The sequence below is a fragment of the Amphritea atlantica genome (assembly GCA_024397875.1).
Classification (GTDB): Bacteria; Pseudomonadota; Gammaproteobacteria; order Pseudomonadales; family Balneatricaceae; genus Amphritea; species Amphritea atlantica_B.
On the sequence record CP073344.1, the window covers coordinates 3,763,069 to 3,781,580 of the forward strand.

Annotated in this window: 20 protein-coding genes; 11 read left to right on the top strand and 9 right to left on the bottom strand. The window is 44.4% G+C overall.

Annotated features, from left to right (window positions below; all coding sequences use genetic code 11):
* Nucleotides 1-9 precede the first annotated feature (9 nt).
* The 5 genes from KDX31_17390 (at nucleotide 10) to KDX31_17410 (ending at nucleotide 7,482) form a co-directional block, all read left to right on the top strand.
* Nucleotides 10-1,035 carry an AraC family transcriptional regulator gene (locus KDX31_17390; GenBank protein ID UTW03078.1) on the top strand — a complete coding sequence of 342 codons (1,026 nt, stop codon included), beginning with the start codon at nucleotides 10-12 and terminating at the stop codon, nucleotides 1,033-1,035.
* Between the two features lie 185 nt (nucleotides 1,036-1,220).
* Nucleotides 1,221-2,867, top strand: a complete 1,647-nt coding sequence (locus KDX31_17395) for a fatty acid--CoA ligase (GenBank protein ID UTW03079.1) — start codon at nucleotides 1,221-1,223, stop codon at nucleotides 2,865-2,867.
* A gap of 26 nt (nucleotides 2,868-2,893) precedes the next feature.
* The gene (gene bktB / locus KDX31_17400; GenBank protein ID UTW05439.1) at nucleotides 2,894-4,078 is read left to right on the top strand and encodes a beta-ketothiolase BktB; all 1,185 of its coding nucleotides are present in this window, start codon (nucleotides 2,894-2,896) and stop codon (nucleotides 4,076-4,078) included.
* A 140-nt stretch (nucleotides 4,079-4,218) separates the two neighbouring features.
* Complete coding sequence (gene fadB / locus KDX31_17405) at nucleotides 4,219-6,357, top strand: fatty acid oxidation complex subunit alpha FadB (protein ID UTW03080.1); 2,139 nt, start codon at nucleotides 4,219-4,221, stop codon at nucleotides 6,355-6,357.
* A 465-nt stretch (nucleotides 6,358-6,822) separates the two neighbouring features.
* Nucleotides 6,823-7,482 (top strand): response regulator transcription factor, encoded by a 660-nt coding sequence (locus KDX31_17410; GenBank protein UTW03081.1) that lies wholly within the window; start codon nucleotides 6,823-6,825, stop codon nucleotides 7,480-7,482.
* Nucleotides 7,483-7,510: 28 nt separating this feature from the next.
* Here the strand turns inward: KDX31_17410 and KDX31_17415 are convergent, their stop codons facing one another.
* Both KDX31_17415 and KDX31_17420 read right to left on the bottom strand, forming a co-directional pair.
* Nucleotides 7,511-7,795 carry a hypothetical protein gene (locus tag KDX31_17415; protein ID UTW03082.1) on the bottom strand — a complete coding sequence of 95 codons (285 nt, stop codon included), beginning with the start codon at nucleotides 7,793-7,795 and terminating at the stop codon, nucleotides 7,511-7,513.
* Nucleotides 7,792-8,598: a hypothetical protein gene (locus tag KDX31_17420; GenBank protein UTW03083.1), complete on the bottom strand. Its 807-nt coding sequence runs from the start codon at nucleotides 8,596-8,598 to the stop codon at nucleotides 7,792-7,794. The genes KDX31_17415 and KDX31_17420 overlap by 4 nt, the downstream gene beginning before the upstream one ends.
* A 22-nt stretch (nucleotides 8,599-8,620) precedes the next feature.
* Here KDX31_17420 and KDX31_17425 point away from each other — a divergent pair, with 22 nt between their 5' ends.
* The 3 genes from KDX31_17425 (at nucleotide 8,621) to KDX31_17435 (ending at nucleotide 10,500) form a co-directional block, all read left to right on the top strand.
* Nucleotides 8,621-8,827: a helix-turn-helix transcriptional regulator gene (locus KDX31_17425; GenBank protein ID UTW03084.1), complete on the top strand. Its 207-nt coding sequence runs from the start codon at nucleotides 8,621-8,623 to the stop codon at nucleotides 8,825-8,827.
* 134 nt (nucleotides 8,828-8,961) lie between these two features.
* The gene (locus KDX31_17430; GenBank protein ID UTW03085.1) at nucleotides 8,962-9,900 is read left to right on the top strand and encodes a site-specific integrase; all 939 of its coding nucleotides are present in this window, start codon (nucleotides 8,962-8,964) and stop codon (nucleotides 9,898-9,900) included.
* Nucleotides 9,901-10,245: 345 nt separating this feature from the next.
* Nucleotides 10,246-10,500: a helix-turn-helix transcriptional regulator gene (locus tag KDX31_17435; GenBank protein ID UTW03086.1), complete on the top strand. Its 255-nt coding sequence runs from the start codon at nucleotides 10,246-10,248 to the stop codon at nucleotides 10,498-10,500.
* 172 nt (nucleotides 10,501-10,672) lie between these two features.
* Here KDX31_17435 and KDX31_17440 read toward each other — a convergent pair whose 3' ends face one another.
* The 3 genes from KDX31_17440 to KDX31_17450 are packed head-to-tail and all read right to left on the bottom strand — an operon-like array spanning nucleotide 10,673 to nucleotide 11,887.
* Nucleotides 10,673-11,107, bottom strand: a complete 435-nt coding sequence (locus KDX31_17440; protein UTW03087.1) for a hypothetical protein — start codon at nucleotides 11,105-11,107, stop codon at nucleotides 10,673-10,675.
* On the bottom strand, nucleotides 11,100-11,453 hold the full coding sequence (locus tag KDX31_17445) for a hypothetical protein (protein UTW03088.1): 354 nt from the start codon (nucleotides 11,451-11,453) through the stop codon (nucleotides 11,100-11,102). Before KDX31_17445 ends, KDX31_17440 begins: the two co-directional genes overlap by 8 nt.
* Before the next feature lie 23 nt (nucleotides 11,454-11,476).
* Nucleotides 11,477-11,887 (bottom strand): hypothetical protein, encoded by a 411-nt coding sequence (locus tag KDX31_17450; protein ID UTW03089.1) that lies wholly within the window; start codon nucleotides 11,885-11,887, stop codon nucleotides 11,477-11,479.
* An 822-nt stretch (nucleotides 11,888-12,709) separates the two neighbouring features.
* On the opposite strand from KDX31_17450, the gene KDX31_17455 reads away from it, so the two are divergent.
* The 3 genes from KDX31_17455 to KDX31_17465 all read left to right on the top strand — a co-directional run bounded on the left by KDX31_17455 (nucleotide 12,710) and on the right by KDX31_17465 (nucleotide 15,412).
* Nucleotides 12,710-13,045, top strand: coding sequence for a DUF469 family protein (locus KDX31_17455; protein ID UTW03090.1), 336 nt, complete (start codon nucleotides 12,710-12,712; stop codon nucleotides 13,043-13,045).
* Between the two features lie 401 nt (nucleotides 13,046-13,446).
* Nucleotides 13,447-14,754: an ATP-binding protein gene (locus KDX31_17460; protein UTW03091.1), complete on the top strand. Its 1,308-nt coding sequence runs from the start codon at nucleotides 13,447-13,449 to the stop codon at nucleotides 14,752-14,754.
* Nucleotides 14,747-15,412, top strand: coding sequence for an RloB domain-containing protein (locus KDX31_17465; protein ID UTW03092.1), 666 nt, complete (start codon nucleotides 14,747-14,749; stop codon nucleotides 15,410-15,412). The genes KDX31_17460 and KDX31_17465 overlap by 8 nt, the downstream gene beginning before the upstream one ends.
* Before the next feature lie 369 nt (nucleotides 15,413-15,781).
* On the opposite strand, the gene KDX31_17470 is transcribed toward KDX31_17465, so the two are convergent.
* The 4 genes from KDX31_17470 to KDX31_17485 are packed head-to-tail and all read right to left on the bottom strand — an operon-like array spanning nucleotide 15,782 to nucleotide 18,475.
* Entirely contained in the window at nucleotides 15,782-16,330 is a 549-nt protein-coding gene (locus KDX31_17470) for a DoxX family protein (protein UTW03093.1), read from the bottom strand.
* A 9-nt stretch (nucleotides 16,331-16,339) separates the two neighbouring features.
* The gene (locus KDX31_17475) at nucleotides 16,340-17,209 is read right to left on the bottom strand and encodes a putative DNA-binding domain-containing protein (GenBank protein ID UTW03094.1); all 870 of its coding nucleotides are present in this window, start codon (nucleotides 17,207-17,209) and stop codon (nucleotides 16,340-16,342) included.
* Complete coding sequence (locus tag KDX31_17480) at nucleotides 17,209-18,153, bottom strand: DUF692 domain-containing protein (GenBank protein ID UTW03095.1); 945 nt, start codon at nucleotides 18,151-18,153, stop codon at nucleotides 17,209-17,211. Before KDX31_17480 ends, KDX31_17475 begins: the two co-directional genes overlap by 1 nt.
* The gene (locus KDX31_17485) at nucleotides 18,125-18,475 is read right to left on the bottom strand and encodes a DUF2282 domain-containing protein (protein UTW03096.1); all 351 of its coding nucleotides are present in this window, start codon (nucleotides 18,473-18,475) and stop codon (nucleotides 18,125-18,127) included. The genes KDX31_17480 and KDX31_17485 overlap by 29 nt, the downstream gene beginning before the upstream one ends.
* Nucleotides 18,476-18,512 lie beyond the last annotated feature (37 nt).

Below are 18,512 nucleotides of genomic sequence, written 5' to 3' on the forward strand. Positions count from 1 at the left end.
GTCCATGAAATGACGACGATGACACGTGCCGGGGTTTTAACTAACTACATAGAAGTCGCTAAACATTTGGGATTAAATCCTATTCCGCTGTTGCGCAATGCTGGATTGAGTAGGTCATTGATTGAACAGCCAGAGCAACGTCTGCCCGCTTCTTCAGCGGTAAAGTTGCTGGAAGAGTCCGCACGGGATAGTGGTTGTATGACGTTTGGATTACGCATGGCTGAATCACGTCAACTCTCTGATTTTGGTGCTATCAGCCTGTTACTTATGCATCAGCCGACGTTACGTGATGCGATCATGACCACGGTACAGTACCGCCATCTCCTGAATGAGGCTCTGGCTATTTACGTGGAAGAGTTTGAAAAGACCATCGTTATTCGAGAGGAAGTTGTCACCGATATTCCGATGATTTCAAGGCAGGCGACCGAGCTTGCGATTGGTGTGATGTTTCGTCTGTGTAGTGCGTTGCTCGGGGTTTCCTGGAATCCCCGAAGTGTCAATTTTACCCACGATGCACCACCTAACCTGCAACTACATCGCCGACTTTTTCGGTGTAATTTGGTTTTTGGTGCCGAGTTTAACGGCATTGTGTGTCCTGCTGAAGATCTTGATAAACCCAACCCCATGGCCGATCCGGCACTGGCGCGCTTTGCCCAACATTACGTCGATACACTAGCGACAGATAAAGAACACTCTGTTGTGCTTGATGTGCGCAAGGCGATTTATCTGTTATTGCCAATGGGGCGGGCCAGTATAGAACAGATAGCAGAGGCGATGGGGACTAATGTCCGCACCTTGCAACGGCGTCTGGAAGAGCATGACGCAACGTTTTCCGACCTGATAAACAGTGTTCGACGTGAGCTGGTAATGCGTTATATTGAGAATGAGCACTATTCAATAAGTCAGATTGCTGATCTGCTGGGCTATGGTATGCCAAGCTCCTTCACACGCTGGTTTGCGGCGCAGTTTGGTGAGTCGCCAGCACGTTGGCGTGATTCACATAAGCAGTCAACGGAGAGTAAAAAACGTTGCTGAAAACAGTGGTTCAAATAAGCTGTTGAACAGTGCCCTCTTGAAACTAAAAGGTGTTGTTATACGTCAATGTCATGAAATGTAAATTTGATGGCATCATATGTTAAGCCAGAAATCATGCTCTTTTATAGATTCATTAAACCGGCCTATTGTATATAGGCGAGAAAAAATGAATTCAGGAAAGACGCATGAATACAAAAATAATAGAGTCATCTTCCGATGCTTACCAATACCCTTTACTGATCAAGCAATTGTTGCTCTCTGGTCGGCGATATGGCCCCATGAATGAAATTGTCAGCGGAGATCTGAGGTATAACTATCTTGACTTGAATGAGCGTGTTGCCCGCTTGGCAAATGTATTGGCCGATGCCGGAATAGGTGCGGGTGATACTGTGGCGGTTATGGATTGGGATAGCCACCGCTACCTGGAAGCGTATTTTGCGGTACCAATGATTGGTGCAGTGCTACACCATATCAATGTGCGCCTGAGTCCCGATCAGATCGCCTATACTATGCAGCATGCAGAAGACCGGTTGGTGCTGGTTCACGACGATTTTATACCGATCGTTGAGCAACTGGCTGAACAGTTGCCTACGGTGAAAGGGTATATTCAGCTCACCGATGCTGATGCGCCAGGGCAAACCACCTTCGATATTATCGGCGAATACGAGACGCTGCTGGCATCAGCAGATAATCACTATGTCTTCCCCGATTTCGATGAAAATTCCACTGCTACGACCTTTTACACCACTGGTACTACCGGAAATCCGAAAGGCGTCTTTTTCAGTCACCGACAACTGGTACTTCACACACTAAACGCTGCCACTACGTTTGCCGCTTACGAGGGCGCGCCCTTGTTGCGTTCGGAAGATGTTTACATGCCGATGACGCCGATGTTCCATGTACATGCCTGGGGTGTTCCCTACGTAGCAACGCTGCTTGGCGTGAAACAGGTCTATCCTGGGCGCTATGAGCCGAACCATTTGGTACGTTTGTACCGTGACGAAGGGGTGACCTTCTCCCATGGTGTCCCGACTGTGCTGCAGATGGTATTGGACAGTGATGAAGCTAAGACCACTGATCTGAGTCGCTGGAAGCTTCTGACAGGCGGTGCTGCTCCGACTGAAGCTCTAGTGAGGAAAATGATGGAACGCGGTATCAGTTTCTACACCGGATATGGTATGTCAGAGACTTGCCCGCTGTTAACTATTACCCATCTGAGCCCCGAGCAAGCTCAGTTGCCGCTGGATGAACAAGTAGTACTGCGTATGCGCACCGGTACGCCGATACCCATGGTTGAGCTGCGTCTGATTGATGATGCTGGCAATGAAGTTTCGCGGGATGATACCAGCGTTGGCGAAGTTCAGGTGCGTACTCCATGGTTGACTCAGGGGTATTTCCGCGAGCCTGAAAAGGGTGACGAGCTCTGGCAGGGCGGCTGGTTACATACTGGCGATGTAGCTTCAATCAATGATGAGGGTGTGATTCAGATCCGTGACCGGATGAAAGATGTAATCAAAACCGGCGGAGAGTGGATCTCATCATTGCTACTAGAGAGCCTGATCAGTAAGCATCCGGCGGTGAATAATGTGGCCGTGGTTGGTGTACCCGATGCTCGCTGGGATGAGCGTCCACTGGCTCAGGTTGTTCTTTCCGAAGGTGTTGAAGTTAATGCCGATGAGCTCAAGGCCCATCTTATGCAATTTGTTGACGATGGTCAGATCAATAAATGGGCGATCCCTGAACAGTTTCACATCGTCAAATCCATTCCTGTGACCAGTGTCGGCAAGATAGATAAAAAACGTATTCGTGCCGAACTGGCCAACCAGCTTTGAGGAAATTAGAAATGCAGAAACGAGAAATGCAGAAACGGGACGTCGTCATTGTTAGTGGTGTCCGTACAGCAATCGGTGGTTATGGCGGTAGCCTCAAGGGGCATAAGCCAACAGAGCTGGCGGGGATGATGGTTGCTGAGGCTGTAAAGCGGGCAGGTATCGCACCTGACACTATTGGGCACAGTGTATTTGGCAATGTAATCCATTCTGAGCCTACTGATATGTATATGGGACGTGTAGCAGCCATCAAGGGAGGCTTACCGGAAGAGATCCCGGCCCTGACACTCAACCGACTTTGCGGTAGTGGCCTGCAGGCGATTATCACTGCAGCACAGCAGATTGAATTGGGACTTTGTGACACGGTTGTTGCCGGGGGCGCTGAATCAATGAGTCGGGCGCCTTATCACCTACCAACCGCGCGCTTTGGTCAGCGTATGGGGGATGGTCAGATGATTGATCCAATGGTCGCTGCACTACACTGTCCGTTTAACCACATTCATATGGGCATTACTGCTGAAAATGTTGCTGAGAAATATAACATTAGCCGTGAACAGCAGGATGAGCTGGCGGCCCTGAGTCATAACAGGGCTCAGAATGCAATTGAACAGGGCTATTTCAAAGCGCAGATCATGCCGGTGGAACTGAAAAGTCGCAAAGGTACGACGCTGTTTGATACCGATGAGCATGTGCGAATGAACTGCACTATCGCAGAGATGGCGGCCCTGAAACCGGTATTTAAAAAGGATGGTACGGTCACTGCGGGCAATGCTTCTGGGTTGAATGATGCCGCCGCCGCCCTCGTGATGATGGATCGGAAAAAAGCGGAAGCCGAAGGGCTGTCAGTGATGGCTCGGTTAGTGGATTACACGGTTGTAGGTGTTGACCCTAAGCTGATGGGCATTGGTCCTGTACCGGCGATTAAACAGATTCTTGAGCGCAACAACCTATCGGTCACTGATATCGATGTTTATGAAGTCAATGAAGCTTTCGCTGCACAGGCGGCTGCAGTAGCTCAGGAGCTGGACCTTCCGCGTGATAGACTCAATCCAAATGGCAGCGGTATCTCCTTGGGCCATCCGATAGGCGCAACGGGGGCGGTCATTACGGTTAAAGCGTTATATGAGCTAAACCGGGTTAAAGGTCGTTATGCGATTGCCAGCCTCTGTATAGGTGGTGGTCAGGGTATTGCAGCATTGTTTGAGCGGGTTTAAGCGCTCTCTATAACTCTTACCGGAGTCGTCGCTTCGGTAAGAAGTAAATCATTACTTTGTTTGCACTCCAGCCGGGACTTTGTCCTTTCGGGCCCAGTGAGGCTCTTTTTGCGCAGGAAATATCAGTTGAGGGTTGAGTTATGTATAAAGGTCAGGCGGTAAGCTTGCAAAATCTGGGTTCAGGTCTGGTTGAGATGATCTTTGATCTGCAGGATGAGTCAGTTAATACCCTGAACAGCGTTGCACAGTATGAACTTTCTAAAATTACGGCGTTATTAGCGGCAGACGACAATATTAAAGGTCTGCTGATCAGCAGTGCTAAACCTGCTTTTATTGTTGGTGCTGATATTACTGAGTTTCAGCAACATTTTACCCTTGCTTCTGAAGATCTAAAGGACTGGATCAATGAAACTCACGCCATATTCTGCGGTATCGAAAACCTACCATATCCTACCGTGGCAGGCGTTAATGGCATGGCTTTGGGCGGGGGATTTGAGCTGGCTTTAAGTGCGGATTTCCGTATTCTCGCGGATGATGCACAAATTGGCTTGCCCGAAGTAAATCTGGGGCTCTGTCCTGGTTGGGGAGGGACAGTGCGCCTGAGTCGTTTAATCGGTGTTGATGCAGCTTTGCAATGGATGTTGACCGGCAAGCCTCAAACCGCCGCATCGGCTCTTGAACTAGGGGCCGCCGATAAAGTCGTAAAAACCGGATCCTTGCGTGCCGAAGCGCTGAATTTTCTCCGGGATGCTATCGCAGGTAAACAGAGTGCAGAGCAAAACCGGCAACGTAAACAGCGCCCATTACTGGATTGTACGGCAGTGCAAACTGAGTTAGCGGATCTTTACGAAAAGTATGCGACCAAACTGGTCCCCAATTATCCGGCCGCAGGCGAGATTCTCAATACCGTTTGTAAACATGCGATGCTGCCGTTTGATGCGGCTCTGAAAGTAGAAACCAATGCATTCACGGCGCTGGCTCACTCGGATGCAGCTAAGAGTCTGGTTGGATTGTTTATGAATGACCAGGTGTTGAAGAAAAAATCCAGAGCGTGGTGCAAGAAATCAGACAGGGTTGGCAAAAGTGCGGTACTGGGTGCCGGTATCATGGGAGGAGGGGTAGCATATCAGTCTGCGTCTACGGGTACTCCTATTGTTATGAAAGATATTCGTGAAGAGGCGCTTGAGCTGGGTCTGAAAACCGCCTCAAAACTGCTGGACCGCAAGATTGAAAAAGGTCAGTTGGATAATGCCGGAAAATTAGCGGTCATGAATGCAATTACCCCTGCTTTGGATTTTTCCAGTTTTGATGATGTAGATCTGGTTGTTGAAGCGGTAGTTGAGAACCCTTCCGTTAAGGCTACAGTACTCACGGAGGTAGAGGCTGTGGTGAGAGAAACAACCGTATTAGCGTCTAATACTTCTACCATTTCTATTGATACACTAGCTCAAAGTGTACAGCGCCCTGAGCTGTTCTGTGGTATGCACTTCTTCAATCCGGTATCTCTGATGCCACTCGTTGAAGTTATTCGAGGAAGTAAAACCAGTGATCAAACTATAGCGCGTACTGTTTCATATGCGACCGCGATGGGTAAGACTCCTATCGTTGTCAACGACTGTCCAGGATTTTTGGTAAACCGGATTCTGTTTCCTTATTTCAACGCCTTTAACCGCCTGCTAATTAATGGTGTAGATTTCCAGCGTATTGATCAGGTAATGGAGGCGTTCGGCTGGCCGATGGGACCGGCATATCTAGCAGATGTAGTGGGGATTGATACTCTGGTGCATGCAGACCATGTAATGCAGAACGGCTTTCCTGAACGAATGGGGCATGACGATGAAGTTATCGCCGAGTTGCTTCTTGCAGCAGACTGTCTGGGCCAGAAAAATAGTAGAGGCTTCTATGAGTATGGCGTTGATGAGAATGGGCATCGATATAAGAAGCAGGCAGATTTGGCCCTAGAGCTGATCACTCGACACGCGAAGCAGGCAAAAGAGATCAGTGATCAGGAGATAGTAGACCGGATGATGGTTCCTATGTGCCTGGAAGCTGTCCGCTGTCTAGCGGATGGCATTGTAGAGACCCCAGCGGAAGTGGATATGGGGTTGATTCTGGGACTTGGCTTTCCACGTTTCCGTGGGGGTGCATTACGATTTATTGACTCTATTGGTCTGTCAGAATTTGCAGCAATGGCACAAGCATATAGTCAGCACGGCGCGCTCTATACTTTGCCGGCAACCTTTAAGGATATGCAAGATAGAGCGCAATCATTTTACTAATTTAAAGAATAAACATGTGGGTTAACATAGATTAGAGATACCGCTCAATAAGCAGGACTTAATCACAGAATCCCTAATCGGAACACCGGTAAAGTGGCAGGATATTAGATAAGTTAAATATAAATATCTGGTCTGAGTTACTACAAAGTTCAGCTATGGCCATGTATGACTAACCAACATACTTTATTGAATCATTCCGGAAGTAGAGAAGCTGATAATTAAGTCCTTGCTTCATGTAGATACTTCAGACAGCATGGGCGATTCTTAATCGACTGATAATGTTGTTCGCACCTCCACGGATTGATGATTTTTTAACGAGGAAAGAATTGAGGATGATATGGTAATAAGGTTTAAAAAAGGTTTTATTGTAATATTTGTTAAATTATCAACCATTCATTCTCAGGTTATTTTTAATTCACAGAATTTTTACAGTTAGTTCTCATAGATATAAGATTGGTAATGATATTGAAGGAGCCTATATACAACACCTCAAAAAAGATACTTGTAGCGGACAAATCACCACTATACAGGCAAGGTGTAAAAATAATTATTGAGACATATCAAAACAGTTTCATTCTATTTGAAGCCGATAATTCTTCTGCTATTTTATCTGAATTTGAACGACACTCGGATCTAGATCTAATTATTGTAGATACTGGGATACTTGATCATAACTACTCTATTAAAAATTTTATATCTAATAACTCGAAGAAAGTTATATTGTTGTGTAATCAGTTAACGTCTCATGTAGTTGAACAGGCGAATTTCATTGGAGTCAAAAATATTGCTTTGAAAAAAGATACATTATTTGACTTGAATAATGATATACAGACAGTACTCGATGGTGGTTGTTGTTGGCCTTTAATAGAGAGCCAGGCTATTATAAATAATGCAAGGAAGATGGTTTTTGATAGAATTAATAACCTTACCGACAGGCAAAAAATGATATTGAGCTATTTATTAAAAGGCATGAACAATGATCAAATTGGGCATTGCTTGGGAGTTAGTAAAAATACTGTAAAATCTCATTTTCGCAATATATTTTGTAAGCTTAAAGTTACCAACCGGACCCAGCTAGTTGCAGTTTTTTACTCTCGGGATACAGATGGTTTCTCTTTATCTTAAACTCGCCCCGAGAGGATGGATGGGGTTTTTATTTAATTAATGAGGGTAAATCCAACGCGATATCTTCTAAAGCATCCTGATCTAAACCCGCCGCCGTAAAGTAAATTCTCAAGGCATCCCACTTCTCTTTGATCTGGCCGATCTGAACATCGTACACATCCAGGCGTTCCGCAGTTTGTGCAAATTCGATTAGCAAAGGCACCCAGCCGGGGCCACACTCAAATCTAAAGATCGTAAAAGGGACTTCATTATTGGGGTTCTGCACATAAATATGGAAACGCCTAGCTAACGCTTTTTCCAGTGATTCTTTCATGACTTTGCCCCACGGAAAGTCTTGTATTCGAATAATGGTAAGAACAACGGTTGGTCAAGTCTCCACTCGCCTTTATACAGATAGTCATCTAAGAATATTTGATTTTGAATATAATTTGATTTTTTTATGTCTGACAGTGCCGGTAGCTTAAACTGATATCGATCACCTAAATTCATCAGTTCATTTGTTAAGGCAAGAAGAGTATATATTTCCTTAGAACCGTGTGTACCTTTGCTTAATTTAACAGCCAGGCTCATAAACCCGGTCATTTCCTGTAACGTTAGCCCTTGGTAGTTTTCACAACGCCTGATAGAGTTACTCGATGAATATCGAGTATCGCCGAGTATTCTGCAAACTTCTTTTGCAACATGATCAAGCTCAGCAGACATGGCATCACAATAAAGCCCATATAGTTCAGCACAAACCCTATTTTTAGCCGGTAACTTGGCTTTTTTTATTTTCTCCGTAAGATCCTGCGTATATGACGCATCAATTCGCTTAACCAATGTGACAGTGCAATCTTCGTCCCGCCAACGACGCTCTTCGTACATTGCATCTTTATAATGAACAATACCCAGTTTGACCCCTTGATCGACGAGTGCATCAATACGCCGCACAAAGGGAGAAATATTCCTGTGTCGCAGTTCATGTAGTGTTAGGCACAAGTTTTCAGGGCCAAAAGCCCTCAGAAGTGTCAGTTCGTTAATCTGATCGATCAGTTTTAACTGCCTAGTACTCAATGACTTCACCCTAAATTGCTCCGATAACGGAGCAATTAAAGCAATAATTACTGCGACAATCAAGCTCCGCAATCGGAGCAATAAAATGAACATTATCGGCCCTAATGTACGAAAGATCAGAGATCAACAAGATTTGACACAGGATGACCTCGCTGCACGCTGCAATGTATCTGGATGGGATATAAGCCGAGGAACTTTAGCGAAGATTGAAGCCAAAGTGAGAAAAGTCAGTGATTACGAAGCACTTGCCCTAGCCCAGGCATTGAACGTAGATATTGCTGATCTATTTTAAGATAAGGTACACAACGTCCCCATCACATCATCAATTTTACGAAAAAAGCCGCATCAAAAAAATTCCAGTCTATACTCCTGATACCGACTCATGGAAGAGCTATTAAAATCAATTAGTTACCAAGGATGATAGAGATGAATGAACAAACAAAATCCGAGTATAGAAAGCTTGCAAAACATTTCTACAAAAAGAACGGCATCGACACACCAACAGCAAAAAAAGTGTCTGATGCGCTTAAGGAATGCGCCCAGAACTATCGGCCGGATTATTGGCGTCGATTACGGTCAGCACTAGTATTAGCGGCGATGGATGCCGGTGCCTATAAGGCCGCTGACACTATACGAGCGACCAAAAACCCCGTCACTTCACACCCTAGCAATCGCGATCAGATAAAGCCGAAACAACACAGACAAAAAGCGATCAACCTGACTGACGAAACACTGTTGATGGATTATCTGTTTAAGAACGAGGAAGCGACAGTATTTGCGGCGATCACACTGATTAGCCATCTAGGTTGTCGACCTGCTGAATTAATCGACCTTGTTTTTCTGAACGGTCACTCAATTATGATCCCTTCAGCTAAACAAACCAGCGATGGTAAACGAGGTCTTGATCGCATTATAGAAATCGAAGACACCGCGCTATTTAACGGTCTTATAATGAGTCACGAGATGCTAGTCTCGGCCCCCTACACTAACCCTATTCGTTATGTTCAAAGGCGGCTTGATGTACTGACGCAACGCCTTTGGCCTAAGCGTAAGACTCGGCCATCACTTTATACATGGCGACACCAGCTAGGGTCAGATCTCAAAGCGAGTAATATAGACCCTAATGCCATTGCCGTGATTATGGGGCATCAGTCGACTGAGAGCGTAAAAATATACGGCAACGCAAGAAGCTACCGCAGTTCTCGCGATTACCTCAAACCAAGCCAAGATTTTGTTAACGATGTGAAGCGTAAAAATACGCATCGACTCAGTGAAAAGAAACCAAAAGAAACATTCACATTCAATGGCCTTAGCCAGCAGATCCAACAACACTACTCTGGCAGACAAGCCAAGTCCAAGCGATAGAAGAATATGAATGGGCTGCGACTCTAAAGCATCTGTTAGTTTTGCCCCCCCCCTAGGTGCCGATTTTAGAAAGAGGGAGCTAGCTGAAATACACATTATCCGCGGTTCTTAGTCTCAAAAATGTAACCATCGTGAAAGGTTTGGAGTAACAACATACGTACATAACTGCCTTTTATAAACCACCCGGCCTCATCATGAATCACACTACTTGAAAATAAAAAAGCGGGTAGTAAGCAAGCCGATTGTATCTGGGGTGCAAATTTCAGGTGTCATTAGCTATCACATATTGACTATATAGTCATAATTTCCAATAATAAGCATATATATGTTTATATGGTCATAATTATGCAAGGCAGAAAGGCAATAGGGAAACAGCTTTCAGAGGCCCGAAAGCAGAAAGGGCTCACACAAAAGCATATGTCAGATTTATCTGGTCTAGATCAGGCAATCATCTCAAAGATTGAAAATGGTCGGTTTAATGGTTCACTGCGGATCTTTGAAAATTATCTTTACGCGCTCGACTTTGAATTGGATATCTCACCTAAAAAGATTGTATTGCCACGATTTAACGAGATAGAGGAGCTATATGGTGAAGACTGATTATTATTTTCCTGAAAAATTATCAGAAGATAAGATGGGAGTGATTACATACGGCACTTTGCATCCCATCTTTCGTCAGGAGCTTTTGACTCCGTTTATCACTTGCGACCATTTTTCTTCAGTCACATCAATATCAATCCATCCACACCCAATTTTCGACGGAATGCTCTTCTTACATATACTCTAAGCTACCTAAATGAAAAATATAGTCCGCTTCCTTAAGAGAAACCGAACATCTCTTCCCCGTACCGATTAAACAGTACACAGTGTTCTTAGTCTCAAAAATGTAACCTTCGTGAAAGGCTTGGAGTAATGAGGTACGTACATAACTACCTTTTATAAACCGCCCGGCCTCATCATGAATCACACTACTTGAAAATAAAAAAGCGGGTAGTAAGCAGTTTTGGTCTCCCCTTATCACTTGCGACCACTTTTCTTCTGTCACATCAATATCAACCCACACCCAATTTTCGACGCTACAGACATCTTTTTTCAGTTCAAGCCCATGAATCTCTTCATGTGCCCTATCAATGGAATCATGATGCCACCCAGCATCAAATTCATGCCCGTTTTTCAATATATCCATAAGGTAAAGGTAACTATGCATAATAAGATCGCCGGGACTTGAAATGTTGGGAAAGTGGCTTCAATTCGCTGATTAGCTTTGGCTGCATATACTGGTAGATGTCTTCGATATGCAAACACTGGATCTTTTTCATATAGAGCTCTCCTGTATGTTGACGAATACGTTCAAGATGCATCGGTTCAAACACATAAATCGTATCAGCCCACTTCAACAATGCTTCAGTACACAATGCAGAGCCGTTACGAGTGCACTCTTTCTCACTCAAACCCGCAGAGCGGAAAACATGCTGTTTAAACTGGGGACGAAAAAGATCTTCCGCAGTACGCGATCGTTGTAAATTAGCAGTGCACAGAAAGAGGATATTCATCGTTAAAACCATTAATCCCGCTATTAAGCGATATTTGTATCTTCAAGATACAAAGCAGCCCACTCGATCAAAGCGTCTTCATTTTGACTACGTGGATGACACACATGTGATGGCATCAAGAATTCCCCACAACCCCCACAGAGACTGAAGGAAAGCTTTTCAATATTTTCTTCGAGTGCATCTAGCGCTAAAAGATCTTTTTCTGGGCCTGAGCATTCAGCACAAATGATCAGCTGATTGAACTTTTCTTTGACCTGAAAAAGAACCAAATCTGATGGCTTTATCTCATCAAGCTCTTTAGCAAACTGAACAATCAGCGGGAACCAACCGTCTGGGATATCGAAGCCGCCATAGCCAAAATCGGTGTTTGGGTAGCATTTCCGATCCATAAACGGGAAGCGCTTAACAATCAGTTTTTCCAGCTCATAATTCATTTATGACCTCACATCAATCGAATGCAACACTCATTAGCATACACAAAAATGAAGCAATAAAAAATGAACCCACGGTTCATAAGCCCTTTTAATACAAAGAGTTATTAGCATCGAACTAACGAAATTAGTTTAGAGTAGTGTACGGACACTTGGACAACGTAAGTTTGCAAAAATTCTTACTGCTTCTTCAACAAACAAATTGCATCAATAGTGAGTCCTACACTTCATTTATGGGGACACCTGAGGGGGGGGGGAAGAAACGATCTATTTTTCTTCAATAACGCTTCGACGAACCTAACATAACTCCAATGACAGCACGCTGAAAGACACGAAACCTGTTGATGAATGCACTTTTTAGCGGGAATACTTGGCTTAGTCAGAGAAACCGACCACCCGGCCCTGAAAGAAGAGCCCAGAGGCCCCTCATTTAAGCATACTCTAAACTCTTGATTCGAAGCCTTAAACCACTACCGAACCAATACGACTCCTACCTTGGGCAAACATCAATTTAGGCACGCTTTTATGAAAAATAATTGTCCCAATATCGATCACGCTGAAACAATCATTCACGTATCGAAGATATCTTGATTTGTGCCACTCAAGTGTGCCATTATTTAACCATCAGCCTTGATCAAATCAAGGAAAACAATTAGTTAGCTACACGGGTTCGTCACCCGCCACCTCCACCAAATGCAAAAAAAGGGCTGCCCTCTGGGCGGCCTTTTTTGTTAGTTAAGCTGTATAGATAAGCTCCTAAGCTAAAAAATTTTCCACAAACCCCACCTCTACCACACAAATACAATCTGATAAGGATGATCCATCATGGAAGTACGACAGAAGCACAACCGCCGCCTGCGCAAAAAACTGTACCTGGGTGAATTTGCAGTTAATCTCTTTGAGATACATGTAAAGCTATCCACCAGCGCAGAGAGTGATCTGGACGCATTCATTGGTAGTTTTGTTGACCAACTTGAAAAGCAGGGTCTGACCTACTTTGGCTACTCTGATCCTGACGGAATTCAGGGACATGTACTCTCTCAGCAACGCTACGAGTCCCCATCAGAGGGCCAGAGACAGGAACTGTCTGAGTGGTGTGCCGCTTACCCCACTATTGAAAGTGTCGAATTGAGCGAGCTGATGGACATTAATCAAGCTTAGTGTTTTAACTCCTGACCGATCAAAAGGACAGGCTTCTACAGCCACCTATCATGTGGCAGGGTCCAAAAGCATACCGTAAGACAGAAAGAGCCCTTCAATGGGTGTCGCAATTTACGACACCCATTTGCAAGTAGCAGACGGGTTCACCAAATTATAGTAACAACTAGCTCAAGCCTCGAGCAATTAAAAACCCCCTCCCAAGGCAAGCAGCTAAGAAAACAAAATTCTTAACCGTTTGATGATAACAACTATCATCCTCACGAAGCCCCAAATTCTTTCAAGAAATCTCCTCAAATTGTCATCTATAGGCAGTTATTTCTATTTATAGGGATTGTTAGGTGCTATATTAATGCCGAATTCGTCACTTTTTGACGAAACATAGAAGTAAACGAGACTCCGCCATGATTATTGATTTGACTGTAGAGAATCATCTTTCCATCAAAGAAGAACAAACGTTCAGCATGTTTGCAGAAGGCGCCTTACCTGATAACAGCAAACATTCCGATAACATATCGTTTGTTGATGGCAAGATCGGAACATTAAAGACTGCTGGAATATTAGGAGCAAATGCTAGCGGGAAGTCTAACCTACTTCATGCATTTAAAGCTCTGCAATACATGACAACGAAAAGTAGTCAGCTCGAAGGGGGTGATGAGATACCTCCATATGAGCCATACCTTCTATGCCCTCATACAAGGAAAGCACCTACCAGTCTTGAAGTTGAGTTTTGGCTAGCAGATATCCGCCATAGCTATAAAATCCAGTACAACCAATATGAAATAACTTACGAGTCTCTTTTCTTCTATCCAAAAGGAAAACCCGCAAAGATTTTTGAAAGAACGAACCCAGATAACTGGGAAACAGATGAAGGAATTTCTTTTGGAACCTACTTCAAGGGAGGCAAAAAACGAGTACCTTACTTTTCTTGCAACTCTTACTTAGCGGTAGCTGGAAAAAGAGCAGATTCTCCTGCATTTCTGAGAGCGATATATAACTATTTCCGAAAGCAGTGGGACTTCATCTTCCGTACTAACGAATTCATGTTTAACTTTTGGAAAGACGACCCAGAATCATTGTCTGCTATGAAGTGCCTTATTCGAAATACTGATCTCGGTATTGCAGATTTTGAATTTCGCAGCAAAGAGCTCTCTCCAGATCAGCTTGAGATATTAGAGGAAGTTCCTGATGAATACCGCAAGCACATGATTGAAACCCTAAAGTCAGAAATTGTGTTTATGCATAAATCTGAGAACGGGGAGCTTATTGAGTTTGAACCTGGGCTTGAATCATTAGGTACAAAGAGGCTGCTAAACTCTCTGCCTGTCATTCTTTTTACCCTTCAAAAAGGTTCTGTGCTGTTCTGCGATGAATTGGAGACTAGCTTTCATCCTCATGTAGTCGAACTAATAATTAAGCTTTTCAATGACAAGCGAACAAACCAAAATAATGCTCAACTTATTTATACCACTCATAGCCTGACCACTATGAAATCTAAGAGTATGCGTAAAGATCAAATTTGGTTGGCTGAGAAGGTCGGTGGAAAAACTACTTATGTATCACTTGACCAATTTGATAGTTCATTAAGAGACTCAAGTCCGTTTGAGAAGTGGTATGACGAAGGAAGATTAGGCGGTATACCGAGTATCAATTTTAAAGACATTATTGATAGCATCAGCTCAGTTATGGAGAAAAATACATCCAATGCCTAAGCCAAGGAAGAAAGGAAAAAAAGTTAAACGTGTAAACTCAAAGTTATGGATATATTGTGAAGGCAGCAAAACAGAAATTCTTTATCTCAATGCTTATATTCAATTGAAGCATGCGGACTGCCGTTTGATTGAATTTATTGACGTTCAAAACATTAAAGAAACAACTCCGAAGTCAATAATCAACAGAGTAGTCTCAGATAAACAAACAAGTGACCACATCTCAACGGATGACTATTGGGTCGCATATGATAGAGAAGACGAAAATGATGGTGCCTACAGGCTCCATCCTGAAGCGTTAGATTGCGCAAAACAACATAATATCAATGTTACTATTTCAAGTGTTTGCATCGAGCAATGGGTGTTGCTTCATTTCATGTACAGTGCCAGACCTTATAGCAACTTTGAAGACTTGCTAGCCAACAGCCCTCTTAAACAAGAACTAAGAAATCGCGGCATTCAAAATTACGATAAAGCATCTGCTGATATAGTCTCGATACTTATGCCACTTGTTGAGACTGCAAGGCAAAATGCCGACCGCTTGAACAAGGCTACACTTGCGGCAGCACCAGTAAACGCACAACGATATGAACACAATCCGTATACCGACTTTCATGAAGTTCTGAATGCTATCGATACTTTTGTCGATGAGTTAACTTAATCATTCTAGATATAGATACCTACATCGAAATAAGCGAATCTATTTGAGCTTATTTTACTACATCAAAACAGGGGCCTTACAGGGGGCCCATAAAAATAACCACATAATAATACCCATAAAAATCAAATAATTATTATTTAAATTCAGTAGCCGCCCCCCAAAAATGCAAAGAAAAAGGGCTGTATCCAGGTAAGTTTGCAGTTAATCTTTTTGAGCTACATGTAATTCTATCCACCAGCGCAGAGGCGAACCTGGACGCATTCATTGGTAGTTTTGAAAAACTGCGGGAAGAAGCGTACTGCTGTCGGCAGTTAACCAGCGCTCTCCCTTTAACAAAAAGTGTCGCACTTCTGGTATGAATCCCCGCTATTACTTAGCGACAAAAGGTTTCGCCTCTAAACCAAGCAATCGATCTATTGACAGAACTCCCGGGCCACGCGCAACAATAACAAGCAGGGAAACGGCCCACCAGGATGCGGGATTAATCCAGTGATCCCATGTTGGGAATACCGCCAGTTGAATAAACATTGTCATGCCCAGCAGACCGAACGCGGCAAAGCGAGAAAACAAACCAATAATGAGTAAGACTGGCAACACAACTTCCGTTATACCCGCAAACACGGCCAGTAACTCAATCATTTTCACTACAAATGAGCCTTCAACATACTCAAGTGTTTCAGGGTTACACAGCTGTAATGCACCGGGTCTAACCGGATCCGGGCAGAAGAATTCATACATGAACAGATCATACTTCTCGACATTAAACGTTAAAAAGCCGTCCCACTTACTCAGCCCGGAATCCAGGAAGACTTTAGCCACCATAAAACGGAGAAAGAACAGTGCCAGAGGCTCTAAAAATCGTGACAACTGCACGCCCAGTTGTACGTAAAGTTCACGTAGTTTTCCGACCATACCCATATGTATTCCCTAGTGCTTATAATTGTATTTAGCCATATCAATTTCTAATATTTCATTTTGCAGGCAGGCTGAGAAAACATCACTGACCTCAAAACCAGGATCTAAAGCTAAAGCGGCATCAAAGGCCCTCTCAAGTACGCCGCCCTTTCCCTGTAACGTTGCCATAAGCGCTATTTCAGGCGCGGAAAGCGAGCGTGCCTGAACGGCATCCTGTACACGCCAAAACATCACAGTATCAACAGCTAAAACGCTATCTTCCCGCATTAACTCACTGATGCTATTGAATTCTCCCTCAACAGTACTGTTCTCTATCGACTCCGCTACACTTGCGTTAGTTTTTAATCCGATCCATTGATTCAAAGTACCGGGATTGACTCGAAGAAGCGCAACACTGGCGTTTAATTTCACCACGGCTTGAGTAAAATCATGTCCCTCTTCCACCAGCCATGAGATCTTTTCTGCTGTCAGCGTCTGCGTCGCGTCTGCACTCATCAGACTCATTAACCATGCGTAATCCAGACGCGCTAAGTCGACCAAAGCCGGGGATAGCTTTACCGTCTCGGGCTGTGTTTCTAACTCCGCAATAAAGTCACTGAGAAAGCCAGGAAAGTTGTGCCCATAGCCCACCAGCGTCCCTTGTTCAGGCGGAAAATGATCGACATAAACACAGGCGATACGTTTGAAAGTTTCGCTCCCAACAAACTTTTCGCACATAGGAAAGTTCGCGGCTAGCGCATCAACACAGCCTTTATAAAAACCATTTCGATACACAGACAATCGTTTCGTATGCTCAGGATTAAGGCAAAAGTCGTTCATACCACTGGCATCACCGGTACGCAGGTAATCTGCAAATGCATCAATGTAAGGACTCAACGCCATCAGCGAGCCTCCTTTTGAAAGCCATTAGCCAAAGCGGTATGACTTCTGCACTGATCTAAATAGCCCTGTGCCGTTTGCCGCTCACTCATCAACTCAGCAAACGGCGGTATATTAGCATCCCGCTCGATTAATACCGGCCGATGCCCAAACAGAGACAACGCATGCTCCAACAAAGCCCATACCGGCCCATCAATGTCTGCGGCATGACTATCAATTAATAACGCCTGGCCTAATTTCGGGTCAGGGTCATGCCCTGCCATATGAATCTCGCCAACCAGCTCAGCAGGAATCTGCGACAAATACTGTGCTGCATCGATACCGGTGTTTTTACTACTGATATATAAATTGTTGATATCGATTAATAAACCACAACCACTGCGCTGTGCAGCTTCGACTAAAAACTGAGGTTCATCCATCTCGCTGGTGAAATCCAGATAGTTACTCGGGTTTTCAATTAAAATACGCCGGCCTATGCCTGACTGATAACGGTCAATCCCTTCCACTAACGACTGCAGTGCGTCCTGGGTTCTGGGTAAGGGCATCAGGTCGGCAAAATATGCACCGCCAGAGCGAGACCAGACCGCATGCTCGGATATCAGCGTTGGCTGAAACTCATTGATTAACGCTTTTACCTGTTGAATATGCTCAGGCATAGACTGATGATCATAGCCTAGTGATCCCCCGACGCCATGAAAGCTCAGGTCATAGCTCTCACGGATTGACCGGAGATAATTTAGCCGGGGGCCGCCCGCAACAAAGTAATTCTCTGTATGAACTTCAAACCACAGACTATTACCCGTGCAAGTTTCTTCTCCCACAGGTAACGTCAAAATATCATCCAGGTGTTCAGCCTTTAACCCCAGGCCAGCACCTAAATGCGCCCCCGCAATCAAAGACTGCCGGGGCGAGGAGCATTCATGAACCTTCAAGAGAACCCATTCCATTTGGTGTCACGATTGATTCACAAGTGCCTTTAGGCGCATAGGCCCAGGCATTCGTCTGAAAATCTGTAGTAGAGGTACCTTCACAGCTAGTACCGGCACCTGCTGCACAATTATTCTCACCGGCGAGTGCAATACCAAAGCACTTATCTTTACGACCGCTAATTGTCTCACCCGCTAACCAACTGTTAAGTTTAGCCTGAACTTCAGCAGACGCTGTTTCAGAAACCTTCAATTGACTGCTGGGGCCGGCAACGGTGCCCGTGCTTAAAAGTGCAGTTGACGCGCCAAGAAGTAGTGCTGTCGCTAAGCTTGCTTTGTTCATTTTTATTGCTCCAAATTAAATCGATAGCTTTATGTTT

Coding starts and splice junctions, on each gene's coding strand:
- KDX31_17390 (UTW03078.1), top strand. CDS start 10: ATGACGACGATGACACGTGCCGGGGTTTTAACTAACTACATAGAAGTC.
- KDX31_17395 (UTW03079.1), top strand. CDS start 1,221: ATGAATACAAAAATAATAGAGTCATCTTCCGATGCTTACCAATACCCT.
- bktB (UTW05439.1), top strand. CDS start 2,894: ATGCAGAAACGGGACGTCGTCATTGTTAGTGGTGTCCGTACAGCAATC.
- fadB (UTW03080.1), top strand. CDS start 4,219: ATGTATAAAGGTCAGGCGGTAAGCTTGCAAAATCTGGGTTCAGGTCTG.
- KDX31_17415 (UTW03082.1), bottom strand. CDS start 7,795: ATGAAAGAATCACTGGAAAAAGCGTTAGCTAGGCGTTTCCATATTTAT.
- KDX31_17425 (UTW03084.1), top strand. CDS start 8,621: ATGAACATTATCGGCCCTAATGTACGAAAGATCAGAGATCAACAAGAT.
- KDX31_17430 (UTW03085.1), top strand. CDS start 8,962: ATGAATGAACAAACAAAATCCGAGTATAGAAAGCTTGCAAAACATTTC.
- KDX31_17435 (UTW03086.1), top strand. CDS start 10,246: ATGCAAGGCAGAAAGGCAATAGGGAAACAGCTTTCAGAGGCCCGAAAG.
- KDX31_17440 (UTW03087.1), bottom strand. CDS start 11,107: ATGCATAGTTACCTTTACCTTATGGATATATTGAAAAACGGGCATGAA.
- KDX31_17445 (UTW03088.1), bottom strand. CDS start 11,453: ATGAATATCCTCTTTCTGTGCACTGCTAATTTACAACGATCGCGTACT.
- KDX31_17450 (UTW03089.1), bottom strand. CDS start 11,887: ATGAATTATGAGCTGGAAAAACTGATTGTTAAGCGCTTCCCGTTTATG.
- KDX31_17455 (UTW03090.1), top strand. CDS start 12,710: ATGGAAGTACGACAGAAGCACAACCGCCGCCTGCGCAAAAAACTGTAC.
- KDX31_17460 (UTW03091.1), top strand. CDS start 13,447: ATGATTATTGATTTGACTGTAGAGAATCATCTTTCCATCAAAGAAGAA.
- KDX31_17465 (UTW03092.1), top strand. CDS start 14,747: ATGCCTAAGCCAAGGAAGAAAGGAAAAAAAGTTAAACGTGTAAACTCA.
- KDX31_17470 (UTW03093.1), bottom strand. CDS start 16,330: ATGGGTATGGTCGGAAAACTACGTGAACTTTACGTACAACTGGGCGTG.
- KDX31_17475 (UTW03094.1), bottom strand. CDS start 17,209: ATGGCGTTGAGTCCTTACATTGATGCATTTGCAGATTACCTGCGTACC.
- KDX31_17480 (UTW03095.1), bottom strand. CDS start 18,153: ATGGAATGGGTTCTCTTGAAGGTTCATGAATGCTCCTCGCCCCGGCAG.
- KDX31_17485 (UTW03096.1), bottom strand. CDS start 18,475: ATGAACAAAGCAAGCTTAGCGACAGCACTACTTCTTGGCGCGTCAACT.